Origin of the sequence: Bavariicoccus seileri WCC 4188 (genome assembly GCF_000421665.1) — a bacterium.
Taxonomy (GTDB): Bacteria; Bacillota; Bacilli; order Lactobacillales; family Aerococcaceae; genus Bavariicoccus; species Bavariicoccus seileri.
In genome coordinates, this window is sequence record NZ_ATXL01000019.1 from 1 (window position 1) to 12,970 (window position 12,970).

The following is a 12,970-nucleotide window of genomic DNA, read 5'->3' on the forward strand; positions in this document are numbered from 1 at the left end:
AAGTCAGGGTTCCGGTGTAGACAGTGGCCATTCGGCCTTTAATTCTTTCTTTTGAGACTGCATTTTTAGAAAAAGAGATGTTAGAATCTTTGATATTAAGGATTTTTTTAACATGTTATCTATGTTTTCATCTTTAGTTTTGTTAATATTAGTACTGGACATTTGGTTAGCCTCCTATGATTTGGTTTAGCGATTTAATTATAGGGCAACCAAATGTCTTTTTGCATAAAAAAATTGGTGTCGCTACTTTTTCAAGCAACAACATCAAATATTATAGAGCCCTTTTTACAACGTGGTTTTCGAAAAGCCAGTGATTTTTATAATCCCAATATGCTGTTACAAACCTTACGTTTAAAGACCTTTAATAGCGCTGATAGTATGATTAACCATTTTATTACCAATCCTAGGCTGCGCCAGGTTCTCAGTTTTCAAACCCTCTACATTGGTATTTCACCTAAAACGGGTCCGTCTTTATATACAATTATCCCGATGATTGAGTGGCTCTATGGGGTTTGGTTTATCAAAGGTGGAATGTACGCGATGGCGAGCGGAATGAAGCGCTTGTTTCTGGAATTAGGTGGCCAGATTTGTTGTCAAAAAACCGTTGAAGAAGTGCTGATTGCGGATCAGGTGGCTAAAGGCATTAAATTGGCAGATCAAACGGTTATTCAATCAGACTTTGTGATAGTGAATGCTGATTTCCCATATGCTATGAAACATTTGGTTACAGATAAAAAAGCCAAAGGCAAGTATACAGATGACAAAATTGACCAGATGAGTTATTCATGTTCTTGCTTTGTGTTGTATCTCGGGTTGAATCGTAAATATGATCAGGTTAAAAATGTGCATAATTTTGTGTTTTCAAATGACTTAGACGATAATATATCAGCCATTTTTGAAGGCAAGTTGTTAGAGGATCCTTCTTTTTATGTCTATATGGCGTCAAAATTGGATCCGTCATTGGCGCCAAGTGATAAAGATGGTGTCTATCTTTTGACCCCTGTGCCAGATCTTGAAACAGCTCAGTACGATTGGACAGATAAAACGACGACTTACTATCGACAAAGATTAGTTGACGGTTTAAAAAAAGTACCAGGATTTGAAACGGTCGAGGAGGATATTGTCTGTGAGACAGCTATGACACCTCCTGATTTCTTAAAACGGTTTAATGCCTATCGAGGAGCTTGTTTTGGCTTACAACCGACATTAACACAAAGCAATCACCTAACACCACAAAGTAAGGCGAAAAACTGTGAGAGACTCTATTTTACAGGTAGCAGTACCCATCCTGGTGCCGGGGTTCCAATTGTGTTGTTGTCTGCCAAAATTGCAGTTGATGAGTTGCTCTTAGATGACTTGGGAATTGAACCACAACCGTTAAGTATCTAAGAATAAAAGGGGAGATTTTTATGGGAAAAACACGGATCAACGACGCCTTGGTGGATGATTATGCTTACTGTGAGACCATCATTAAACAAAAATCAAAGAGTTTCTATTTTGCTTTCTCACGGCTTCCTAAAGAGTAAGCTCAAGCAGTTTATGGGATCTACTGTTTTTGTAGACGGGCAGATGATAGTATTGATCAAGCCACAACACCAGAAGCAGAAAAAGAGGCTTTGGAAAAACTATATGAGGAACTCGTAGCTTTTGAACAGAGAAACGAACCAGATATACCCTTGTGGCGTGTCTTGCGAGACGTTTTCAACCGCTACGACATGTCACTTTCCCCATTTTATGATCAATTGAGAGGGCAAATGATGGACCTTCACTTTAAGAGACCAAAAACCTTGCAGGATTTAGAGGAGTATAGTTATTATGTGGCGGGCAGTGTGGGTCTTATGTTGCTACCAATTATTGCTCAAGAAAACCATCATCGCTTAAGAGAGGCTGCCATTAATCTGGGAATTTCGATGCAATTGACTAATATTTTGAGAGATGTGGGAGAAGACTTGTTAGATATTGGGCGAATTTATTTACCAGAATCGCTCTGTCTTGAAGAGGGTTATGATTTATCAGATTTGAACCAACAAACCATTGATTCTCAGTTTATAGCGGTTTGGGAACGACTTGCTCGCTCAGCAGAAAAACGCTACGATAAATTTAAAGAAAGTTTGGGCCTCTTTGATCGAGATAGTCAATTTCCAGTATTACTAGCAGCAAATGTTTATGGGATTATTTTAGATGCCGTCCGTAAAAACGACTATGATTGTTTTACGGAACGTCAAAGCTCATCACTCATGGCGAAAATGTGCCAATATCGTTATAGTTTGGTTTTCCTGTGGCAAGTTCGAAGAGAACAATAGCCTATTAGGTGTTAGTTAAAAGCGCAGAAGAATGTTAAGGGGGAATTATATTATGCCATTAGTAAGAATAGATATAACAACGGCTTATACGACAGAAGAAGCTAAAGTATTGTTAGATGTTGTCCATGACAATGTGGTCAAATGGTTTAAAGTACCAGTAAGAGATCGTTATCAAGTCTTGTCTCGTCATAATGAAGATGAGTTGATTCTTGAAGACACAAATCTTGGTTTTGAGCGGTCTAGTAAGCGGATTTCTATTCAAGTATTTAGTCGGAAACGTCAAGATGAGGCAAAATTAGATTTTTATAAGCATGTGGTAGTAGATTTGTCTGAAAAATTGCAGATTTCAGGAAAAGATGTGTTGATTTCGGTGATTGAAAATGGGGACGCCGATTGGTCATTTGCAGATGGCGAAGGACAGTTCGTTAACGGGGCGTTATAAAGTTATCGTTTGAGTGGGAAGAGTGATAGCTTAGTTATTGGCAAGATTTTTAAAAAGAAGTTCTGCCTATTTTTACTGTTGGTTAGGGCTTCTTTTTTGATGGCTTAATTTGGTGGCTTATAATGAGAATGTTTCTCAATTAAGTTTTCTATGTTATACTGACAATTGTAAACGGTTTGTTAGGTATTACACGAACTGCTCTATGATTCTAATCATTTTTAGAACATCGTTGTTCACATGTTTATCTATAAGGAGATTATCTTGAAAAAAATTGTATTTATCATATTAGGGTGTTTAACGTTTGCATTGGGAACTCTGGGTATTTTTCTACCATTTTTACCAAGCACGGTATTTTATCTTTTAACCACTTTCTTCTGGCTAAGAAGTTCTGAAAAGCTTTATCAAAAGTTTGTGGCTTCTAAGTTTTATGAAGAGCATATAACGAAGACGCTGATCCGAAAAGAAATTACCACGTCTAGGATGGTTCGGATGTTTATCATGATGTTTATCGTTTTCTTGATTCCATGTTTATTGGTAGATAATGTTGTGATGCGTGTCACGATGGCATGTGTGTATGTGGCTCATGTCATTGGTTTGACTTGGTATTTCAAATTCAGCGGTAGAAAGTGTTCGAAGGGCAAGGCAAAGGTAGATGTTAAGGCTGAGGTGTGAGATTAAATGATTGATGAACGTTTGTTTGGCATGGTCAAGAAGTGGCCCTTGATGTGTTTAGTGGCTTTCAGGTTGGTCAATTTAGGGATTTCTATCACTATTTGGACGTATTTAGCCAAAGGAATAGCAGGTTATCTGGATGGAAGTATGGTCAGTGAGGAAAGTCCTTTTGGACGTTTTTACTGGCTTTTTTTAGGGGCTATAGCGATTAAATCATTGTTGTCTTTTGGAATCGAAAAAATGACTTATCAGTCATCGGCTGAACTGAGAGTGAAGCTTAGGCATCAAGTGATGGCGAAGGCTTTCAAGTTAGAAGAGACAAGGCAGATGTCTGCTGCGCGGTTGGCTCAGTACTCGGTTGATGGGATTGAACAGCTGGAAATTTATTATTCACGTTTTATACCGCAATTATTTTATTGTGTCTTAGCCTCAGCTCTAATTTTTGGGACGTTGGTCCGGTTCGCATGGCAACCTGCCTTGGTGTTATTGTTGTGTATGCCATTGATTCCAATCGTGGTTATGTTGGTGATGAAGATTGCCAAGAAGGTTTTAGGAAAGTACTGGACAGAATACACGAATCTTGGGGTAATGTTTAAAGAGAATTTGAGTGGTTTGAGTACGCTAAAGGCTTTTGACCAAGATGGCATCAAGCAAACGACCTTGAACCAGAATGCAGAACGTTTCCGTAAAGCAACGATGAGTTTATTGTCGGTGCAATTGAATTCAATCACTGTCATGGATATTATTTCTTATTGCGGCGCTGCTTTGGGGATTGGGCTCTCGCTGTTATCTTATAGGGCAGGGCAATTGTCTTTAGCGGGTGTGTTTTTATTTATTTTGTTGAGTGCCGAGTTTTTTATTCCAATGAGACAATTGGGGTCTTTATTCCATGTCGCAATGAACGGTATAACTGCTATGGACCGCTTGTTCACCTATTTGGATATCCCAGAACCGCTTTACGGTAATGAGCAATTATCAAAATCTGTGACGTCAGTCACAGTGGACAATTTGTCTTATACATATCCTAGTTCAGAGCCTGCTTTACAAAATAATTTGGTCTTGAAAGAGGTTTCTTTAGCACTAAACGCAGGTGGGTTAATTGCTATGATTGGAAAGTCTGGATCTGGAAAGAGTACCTTTGCTAAGCTAATCAGTCATCGACTAGTTGGTTATGAAGGTGCTGTCTACTGGAACAACAAATCATTATCAGAGTTAAGCGCAGACAGCATTAAACGTTCTACGCTCTATGTAGATAGTCATGGCTATCTGTTTAAAGCTTCAATTAAAGACAATCTGTTACTTGGAAAAAAGGATGCAGCTGACAGAGAACTATGGGAGGTTTTAAGGACCGTTCAATTAACGGATGTTGTGGATTCACAGGATGCTGGTCTTAATACCATGCTCACTGAGAATGGTGGAAATTTGTCAGGTGGGCAACGGCAACGTCTATTGTTAGCTCGTGCGTTGTTGAAGGATGTCCCTTTCTATGTTTTTGATGAGATCACCTCGGGTATTGATCGGAGAAGCGAGGAAATTATTTTGGATGTATTAAAGGAACTTGCTAAAGATCGACTAGTACTCTTCATCTCGCATCGCCTGTACAATGTGATGAGCGCTGCTGCTGTAGCAGTGTTTGAAAATGGAGAAATCGTAGAATTTGACACACCTGAACACTTAAAAGTTTCTTCTACTTATTTTAAAGCTTATTTTGACCAAGAAACTGAATTGTTGAATCAGACTATGGCCAATGAGAATCGAGGTGGATACAATGACTAATCAAGTCATTACTTGGCTCTTATCATTAGCTAAGCCGTTACGTTTAAAAATGGCTTCAGCGATTTTATTAGGTGTCATCAGTAATCTTTCCGTTGTCTTGATTCCTTTACTAGGGACTGTCGCGATTTGTCGGTTAGTTGGAGGAGAACCAATCAATCTTTGGATTATCATGAGTTTGATGTTAGGTTGTGGTGTCGTTCGGGGCTTTGCGCGTTATGGCGAGCAATACCTTAATCACGATATTGCTTTTCGCCTGCTTGCAAATGTCAGAGACCATTTATTTACTGTGATTAGAAAACTAGGTTCTGATCGCTTGTCTCGGCAAAAAAGTGGTGACTTGGTCGCTAATGTGACGACGGATGTCGAAGCACTGGAAGTCTTCTTTGCCCATACGATATCACCAGTGATGATTGCATTAGTAACTTCTTTCGTGACTGTTTTATATATGGCATCCGTTAACTGGGTTGCAGGACTATTTTTACTGTTTGGACATGCTATGGTTGGTATCGTTTACCCGTTGATGGGCTATAAACGTTACCAACAAGCAGGTGATGATTTCCAACAAGGTGTCGCAGAGCTTAATCAAGTCGTCATGGAGAATGTGGCCGGTCTGTCAGATATCGACCAGTATGACTTGCAAGAAGAACGCTTAAGAGTGTTGGATGAGACTGGTGGGAGCTTGAATCAGTCGTATGCTAAAAAGATCAAACAGGGATCAGATGTTCAATTTCAATCCGAAGCTGCCATATTTCTCTTGTCTTTTGCGGCTTTTGTCCAAAGTTGGTACGTTGGACTTCCTAGCAATCAATTAGCAATCGTAGTGGTGTTAACGCTGAGTTCATTTGGTCCCGTTCTCGCACTAGCCGGTCTAGGGAATGCGCTCTTAACAACATTGGCTAGTGGCAAACGATTATATAGCTTATTTTCTGAGAAACCCCAAGTGGTTTTCCCCGATACTTCAACAAACGATGAGCGTGGTCAGGGGAAGCAGATATCTGTAGCAGCAATGTCTGTCAGTGTAGACCAGGTCTCTTATCAGTACCCTGATTCCGATGACCGGGTCATAGAGGACTTAACCTTTTCGCTTCAACAGCAGCAGTCAATCGGTATCGGTGGCCCAAGTGGTAGTGGTAAATCGACCATTCTAAAATTGCTACAACGGTATTTTGATCCGACAACTGGTAAGATTTCAATTGGAGAAAAGGACCTAATCACCTGGCCAGAACAGTCTTTAAGACAGGCAGAAGGTGTGATGGCTCAGACAACTTTTCTGTTTGAAGATACTGTCAAGGCCAATATTGCTATTGGTAAGCAGGGCGCTAGTGATGACGACATCAAAGCCGCCGCTCAAAAAGCTGAGATCGATTGTTTTATTTCAACGCTACCAGAAGGCTATGAAACTAAGATTGGTCCAACTTCTCGCCAATTGTCTGATGGTGAAAGACAACGTATTGGACTAGCCCGGCTATTTTTACAAGATGCACCGCTCTTTTTACTAGATGAACCAACCAGCAATCTGGATTACTTAAATGAACAATTGATTATGACAACGATTGCGAAGGTAGCGACTTCAAAGACCATGGTGGTCGTCTCTCATAGGCCAACGACGTTAATGTATGCTGACCAGCAATTTATACTAGAAGACGGCGATTTAGTTAAGAAAAGAGGCGATACTAATGGGAGATGATGCAGTGCTCAAAGATACGAAAACAGAAAAGGTATCCTTTGAAACAGGAAGTTTGACGATACGTCAATTAGAAGCAATCTTTCGAACGATTGAACCAGAATTTGACTTTATTGATGACCAAGATGTTGTTCGTTGGTACTCTAATAATCGGAAACGATTGTTTCAACGAGAGGTTAGTGCTTTGGGACAACATGTGTTAGCTGTTCACCCCAAGCATAGTGCAGGTCGGATTAAACAGTTATTAGGAGAGATGCATAGTGGTCGTAAAGACTATCAGACAGTAACTGTGCCGATTCGTGGCAAAATCATGAATATGACTTTCCATGCAGTCCGAGCTGATACTGGTAAATATCTGGGATGTATTGAGGTCACACAAGATGTTAGTCGCTTTAGCAATAAAAGTTGGGTTGACCATGTCCTTCAGTTATTTAAAAGATCGAAAGATAAGAAGAAAACATCAAGTAATAAAAAAGATAGGAGTCATGAAACATCCTAGACTCAAAAAATTCTAGAAAGCAAAGAAAAAGAATTCCAACTGACCTTAGATATTTCAGTGTCAGTTGGAATTCTTTGCTTTTATTTTAGTTATTCAGTTTTGTTTTAGTTATAGATATTTGGTTTACTTATAGAATAGTAATGATGTTATGCAACAATATGTTATGCAACAAAAGGTTACTCTACAAATGGTTCTTCTTCTAAAGCATTTTGGGCAGCCAAGTTCAATAAGCTCCATTGGCGGTCAAATCCAGGTTGGAAGAAGAAATCAGCTTCTGCCAAGTTTTCAAGTGTCAAGTGGTTTTCTATGGCAAGAGCAATCACATTTCCTTGAGCAGTAACATCATAGGTTGACAGAATAGCGCCACCTAAAATCAAGTGAGTGAATGGATCATAGAATAACTGAACAGACACTTCTGGATTACCATTCTCTTCAGGAATGTATTTAGGACGTAAACTATCTTGGTAGAAGGATGAACGAGCTACGACATCTGCACGTTTAGCAGTGAAACTATTCAACCCACTTGTTGCGAAGTGATAGTCGAAAACACTCAAGGCAGATGAGCCCACGACACCACCAAATGGTTTTTCAGGTGTCTTTTCAAACAAGTGTTTGACCACATAGCGTGCTTCACGTCTAGCGACTGTCGCAAGTGCAATAGGCAATTTTTTGCGAGCAGGAATAGAGTAAGCAAGGGTTGCATCACCGACAGCATAAACATCGGGAATATTTGTTTGTAGATATTCATTGGTAATAATCCAGCCACGTCCATCTAAATTGACGGTTCCTTTGAGCCATTCCGTATTTGCTGTGACACCGGCAGCTTGGATGATCAAGTCAGTTTTTATTTCTCCGGTACTCGTCTTAATCGCTTCTACAGCACCTTTACCACTGAATTCAACAATTTGGGCGTTTGTAATAACCTTAACGCCTTTATCTTTCAAATGACCCTCAAGGATATCGGTCAATTCTTTATCTAGGTAGGTTCCTAAAGGACGGTCAATGACATCAAGAATGGTTACTTCTTTACCAGCTTTTCGAGCGGCTTCAGCAGCTTCGATACCGATGTAACCAGCCCCAACAACTGCAATGTGTTTCACTTCAGGGTCTTCTAATTTAGCTTTGATTTTTGTTGCCCAGTCATAACCACGCATTAAGAAGACATTTTCAAGCTCTGTACCTGGAACAGGCAATGAGTGGGGAGTAACACCTGAACTTAGGATTAATTTATCATAAGGATAATCTTCAGTTTGACCATCATGAGTAACAGTTACTGTTTTAACATCAGTATTAATGGCTTTAACTTCATGGTTATTCTTGATGGCAACGTTTGGTTGTGGAAAATCTTCTGGACGGAAGTTTCGCACGTCATTGACGTTTGTCACTTGATCTTCCAAATAAAGTTCCATCCCACATGACATAAATGACACATAGTCACCAGCTTCAAATAAAGTGATGTCAACGTTATCACCATAACGTGATAATAACTCTAAGATAGATTGATGACCACCGTGTGATGCCCCAACAATAACAACTTTCGTTTTCTCCATTTAAAATCCTCCTTTTGATGTTGCTTAGAATAGCTCTAAACTACTCCTAAACTATGTTCAGTCTAACGCTCTTATTTTAGAAACTCAAGCAATTGACTTTTGTATTTTGCGGTTGAAATTACCTGACATTGTTTTTATACTTAAGGCAATGTCACGGCTTACAACCAATGTCATGACAGTGATTTAGAAAAACCACTCCATTTGATTAGAAACGGAAGCGAGAGAATATCCAGTCACTCAATATAGGAGGGAAAAAAGATGAGTATCACATCTTCAGTGATGACTAATATGGACCAATTGCTTGCCACATGGCGTCAGGACGATCAAGATTTTGTCTGTGATGGTATTGTTGATTCGTCCCAGTTTTTTACTGAAAAGGTTAAGTTGTTGTTTGTACTAAAAGAAGCGGACAAAGGTGTTGGGACGGATCTCAGAGCTTACCTGAGAGAGTCTTCGGAGATTACTACACAGAATCTTACCTGGTTAAGAGCAGCTAAATGGACAGATGGCATTATCAATTTTTTTGAGTATAATCGTCTATTCACTTGGCATCAGTTGACAGAAGAGTACCTAAAAAATCCGGCAGAATATTATAAAAAATGGCTGTCCAAAGTCTCGGTGGTTAATCTTAAGAAGACACCACCAAAAGGGCCATCCCGCTTGGAAGACATTAAAGCTTATAGTGAAGGTCCATTAAACCGTGAGTATCTTAAAAAGCAATTTGAGTTGATTGATCCTGATATCATTATTTTAGCTAGCGAAGTGGTTGAGTCACTTTATCGTGAACTTAGCTCTGATTCATTACCCCTGAATGTTGTCGTGACACCTCATGTCAAGGGATGGATTGAAGGCGAAACAAATCGTTTGGTACTATCAACTTATCATCTCTCAGATACTTTGTGTGAAGAGCCAAATGAAGTAGAGCATCAATTATGGTATCGGGACATGATGGAAGTTTTATCTCGTTTAGGACGCAATGGCTGATGACGTTTTAAATGAGCATCTACAACATCGTATTGGGGCGCGAGTCGACGTCAGAAGAAATTGTTTTTTTAAAAGAACCAAATTCTTCATTTTAAGGGATAGGGTATTTTAATGGAATAATCAAATAATTATCACTGATTTCTAATAAAACTCTTGTAAGGTATCAGAAGATGTTAGATACTCCTTAGTATAACGTCTCATGTGAGAGCTTGTGACACTGTGCTGTCAAAAGCTCTCACTGTGGCGGCACTAAGGAGGCTTTTTTATGTACGGTGTTAATCAAGCAATTGAAATACTGGTTCTTAATGACTATGCAGATCATTTATTACAATTTGATCCCATCATCGATTGTTCTCTAGGGTCAAACCCGTGGGGCGGTTGGCCTGGTTTGGTCTGGCATCCTGAACTATTTAAAACAATCGGGAGTTATCCGCACACTGAAAAGCAATTGCAAGAAGCGCTTATAGCGTATTATCACGATATAGCTGAGTTGACAACCGACCATATTCGGTTTGGCGGAGGATCAGTCGGTGTAATCTATACCTTTAACCGTTTATTCCTCAAGGAGCAAAAAGTTGTTATTGGTGTGGCACCACAATTTACAGCAATGTTACTGGTAGTATTCAATTTCTGACTGAGATGGGCAAAAGTGCCTCCTCCAAAAAGGAAACAATTCTAGGAGCAGTGCTTGGTGGGACAGCGCTGATGGTGTCCGGGTTCTTGTTAAATTTGGCTTTATTGTCTTATGCGGAGGAAACCGCAGGATTAGCTATTCCAAATCTTTATTTTGCGGAATTATTGTCTCCTATCTTTAGTTTTATTTTTTCGTTGATTTTATTGGGAGAGATTTTTAGTACAGCAACCCCAATGCTTTGGGTGTCAGCTACCCGAATCGCACCAGAAGGAAGTCAAAAGTATCGCATCAGTTTATTTGTGCTTTCGGTCTTAGCTTTCTTTGGCGGCCAATTGCCATTTGCAACCCTAGTAGGGACGATCTACCCATATACTGGCTATCTAGGAATCGTTGTGATGGCAATGATTATATACAGAGAGCATATTGCATCGAAACTAAACAAGGTATGATGTGAAAAGTGGTATTTGGTATAATGTGGTAAAGTCAAAATAGGAGAGGGGCTGCTTTTTTGTCAGTCATTGATGAGCTGGAAAAAAGAAACTCGGACAGCTAGAGCCAATTAAAAAACCTTATGATGTGTTAGCCCATCAGATACTTTCTATATTATTGGAACATAACGGGCTGCCGCTTTCTCAGTTCCAACGACTCATGAAAGACTTCAAAACGGTTGCGAGGAATACTCGAGACGAGTTTGAACAGGTAACCGCTCATTTGTTTGAACAGTTTTATATCGACCTTCTAGATAATGATGCTATCACTGGTATAGCTATAGAGCCTTTATTAAGGGGTCCCGACTTTTATGCACAATTTGTAACAGAAATTCAGTTTTCGGTCATCAGTGATGACCGAAAAAATAGGGGATATGCCCTTAATACCAGCACTAGCAGAGAATGTTAATATCTACCTTGGCGCAAAAGTGTGGAAAATCATTCGAATTGAGACAAGTAGTAAGAAAATCATCGTTAAACATTCCGCTGACGGCAACGCGCCCATTTTCTTGTCAGGAAGTAACCCCATTATCCCATGCAATTAGACAAGAAATGAAACAGCTGTTGTATGGTGTTGCACGATAACGGTCATGGGGACTGACCAGACAATTTCTTCCCTTATTTTCTTGATTATCAGTCAGAAATGGCAAGTCGAGGACTTGGTCACTGACTTTGAAGGAAATACTGAAACAGTTGATCAATTTATGGCTACCATTAAATATAAGCGCTTACTACCACACGACCTTCAAATTCGTTACATTTGTTATAATTTTCTAGACTTGAAATCAACAATCTCTTATTTAAACAACATTACCAAAGACATTTGAGTTAGATAGAAAAGGAACTTAAGCGGGAGGTGGGTAAATGCGAAGACTTTTAATAACAGGTGGGGCTGGCTTTATTGGAACAAACTTTGTCCGTTATGTATTAGGAATCGACCATTCAGTAGAGATCACTGTGCTCGATTTGCTGACTTATGCGAGTCAAAAGGAGAATCTGCAGGGGTTACCAGTTAGTCGAGTTAGATTAGTGGTCGGAGATATTTGTGATGCACAGCTAGTTGATGAGCTCGTCAAAGAAACTGATGTTGTCGTCCATTTTGCGGCAGAAACGCATGTGGATAATAGTTTAAAGCAACCAGGTATTTTTGTGTCATCTAACTTGGTGGGAACGTTCACGATTCTAGAGGCTTGTCGCAAGTATAATAAACGATTGCATCACGTTTCAACGGACGAGGTTTTTGGAGACCTCCCGATAGATTCAACTGAACGATTCAACGAAGAGTCACCATACCAACCGTCGAGTCCTTATTCAGCTACTAAGGCTGGCGCTGATTTTTTAGTTAGGGCTTGGATTCGGTCATTTGGGCTGATGGCGACCTTGTCGATCTGCTCGAATAATTATGGGCCATATCAACACCAAGAAAAATTTATACCACAGCAGATTACACGAATACTGTCGGGTCAAAAACCGGTATTGTATGGTAACGGGAAAAATGTGAGAGATTGGATTCATGTTGAAGACCACGTACGGGCTATTTGGTTAATTTTAAAGAAAGGTCGACCTAGTGACAGTTATGTGGTTGGAGTTAATGGAGAACATTCTAATCGATGGGTATTAGCGCAAATTTTGAGGATAATGGGGAAAGCTAGTGACGATTATGAGGAAGTTGCTGATCGACCGGGTCACGATCTCAGATATGCCCTTGATAGTTCGAAAATCACTGATGCGTTAGGTTTTGAACCCAAAAATACAGAGTTTGTAAAAGGCTTAACACAGACCATAGAATGGTATGACCAACACCGAGCTTTCTGGCAAAATCGCTAAAGTGTTTGGAATTATTTCAAGCTTTAAAACAACTTTATTTTATTGAGACTACCGATACAGAGAAAAGCGATAGAAAACAAGCGATATAGGGAAATATAAACGTAAAATCAA

Annotated in this window: 13 protein-coding genes and 2 pseudogenes; 13 read left to right on the top strand and 2 right to left on the bottom strand. The window is 39.7% G+C overall.

Going from position 1 to position 12,970, the window contains the following annotated elements; genetic code table 11:
- Nucleotides 1-162: pseudogene (locus tag H541_RS13810) on the bottom strand (ISL3 family transposase); the annotation flags it as partial.
- Between the two features lie 51 nt (nucleotides 163-213).
- Here H541_RS13810 and H541_RS11650 point away from each other — a divergent pair.
- The 7 genes and pseudogenes from H541_RS11650 to H541_RS11660 all read left to right on the top strand — a co-directional run bounded on the left by H541_RS11650 (nucleotide 214) and on the right by H541_RS11660 (nucleotide 7,376).
- Entirely contained in the window at nucleotides 214-1,389 is a 1,176-nt protein-coding gene (locus H541_RS11650; protein WP_022796319.1) for a phytoene desaturase family protein, read from the top strand.
- A 152-nt stretch (nucleotides 1,390-1,541) separates the two neighbouring features.
- Nucleotides 1,542-2,303: pseudogene (locus tag H541_RS12515) on the top strand (phytoene/squalene synthase family protein); the annotation flags it as partial.
- A gap of 52 nt (nucleotides 2,304-2,355) precedes the next feature.
- Nucleotides 2,356-2,745 carry a tautomerase family protein gene (locus H541_RS0105435; RefSeq protein WP_022796320.1) on the top strand — a complete coding sequence of 130 codons (390 nt, stop codon included), beginning with the start codon at nucleotides 2,356-2,358 and terminating at the stop codon, nucleotides 2,743-2,745.
- A gap of 261 nt (nucleotides 2,746-3,006) precedes the next feature.
- Nucleotides 3,007-3,417 (top strand): YbaN family protein, encoded by a 411-nt coding sequence (locus tag H541_RS0105440; protein ID WP_022796321.1) that lies wholly within the window; start codon nucleotides 3,007-3,009, stop codon nucleotides 3,415-3,417.
- 6 nt (nucleotides 3,418-3,423) lie between these two features.
- Nucleotides 3,424-5,193: an ABC transporter ATP-binding protein/permease gene (locus tag H541_RS0105445; protein WP_022796322.1), complete on the top strand. Its 1,770-nt coding sequence runs from the start codon at nucleotides 3,424-3,426 to the stop codon at nucleotides 5,191-5,193.
- Nucleotides 5,186-6,880, top strand: coding sequence for an amino acid ABC transporter ATP-binding/permease protein (locus H541_RS0105450; RefSeq protein ID WP_022796323.1), 1,695 nt, complete (start codon nucleotides 5,186-5,188; stop codon nucleotides 6,878-6,880). The genes H541_RS0105445 and H541_RS0105450 overlap by 8 nt, the downstream gene beginning before the upstream one ends.
- Nucleotides 6,870-7,376 carry a PAS domain-containing protein gene (locus H541_RS11660; RefSeq protein ID WP_022796324.1) on the top strand — a complete coding sequence of 169 codons (507 nt, stop codon included), beginning with the start codon at nucleotides 6,870-6,872 and terminating at the stop codon, nucleotides 7,374-7,376. Before H541_RS0105450 ends, H541_RS11660 begins: the two co-directional genes overlap by 11 nt.
- A 176-nt stretch (nucleotides 7,377-7,552) precedes the next feature.
- On the opposite strand, the gene H541_RS0105460 is transcribed toward H541_RS11660, so the two are convergent.
- Nucleotides 7,553-8,926 carry an NAD(P)/FAD-dependent oxidoreductase gene (locus H541_RS0105460; RefSeq protein WP_022796325.1) on the bottom strand — a complete coding sequence of 458 codons (1,374 nt, stop codon included), beginning with the start codon at nucleotides 8,924-8,926 and terminating at the stop codon, nucleotides 7,553-7,555.
- Between the two features lie 258 nt (nucleotides 8,927-9,184).
- Between H541_RS0105460 and H541_RS0105465 the strand changes: the two genes are divergently transcribed.
- From H541_RS0105465 to rfbB, 6 genes are all read left to right on the top strand, one after another.
- Nucleotides 9,185-9,910, top strand: a complete 726-nt coding sequence (locus H541_RS0105465; protein ID WP_022796326.1) for a hypothetical protein — start codon at nucleotides 9,185-9,187, stop codon at nucleotides 9,908-9,910.
- 265 nt (nucleotides 9,911-10,175) lie between these two features.
- Entirely contained in the window at nucleotides 10,176-10,544 is a 369-nt protein-coding gene (locus H541_RS0105470; protein WP_022796327.1) for a hypothetical protein, read from the top strand.
- Between the two features lie 50 nt (nucleotides 10,545-10,594).
- Nucleotides 10,595-10,993, top strand: a complete 399-nt coding sequence (locus H541_RS11665; RefSeq protein WP_022796328.1) for a hypothetical protein — start codon at nucleotides 10,595-10,597, stop codon at nucleotides 10,991-10,993.
- A gap of 413 nt (nucleotides 10,994-11,406) precedes the next feature.
- Entirely contained in the window at nucleotides 11,407-11,577 is a 171-nt protein-coding gene (locus H541_RS13190; RefSeq protein ID WP_156831881.1) for a hypothetical protein, read from the top strand.
- A 45-nt stretch (nucleotides 11,578-11,622) separates the two neighbouring features.
- Nucleotides 11,623-11,859, top strand: coding sequence for a hypothetical protein (locus H541_RS0105490; RefSeq protein WP_022796330.1), 237 nt, complete (start codon nucleotides 11,623-11,625; stop codon nucleotides 11,857-11,859).
- Between the two features lie 37 nt (nucleotides 11,860-11,896).
- A complete protein-coding gene (gene rfbB / locus H541_RS11670) occupies nucleotides 11,897-12,859 on the top strand; it encodes a dTDP-glucose 4,6-dehydratase (protein ID WP_022796331.1) in 963 nt (320 codons plus the stop codon).
- Nucleotides 12,860-12,970 lie beyond the last annotated feature (111 nt).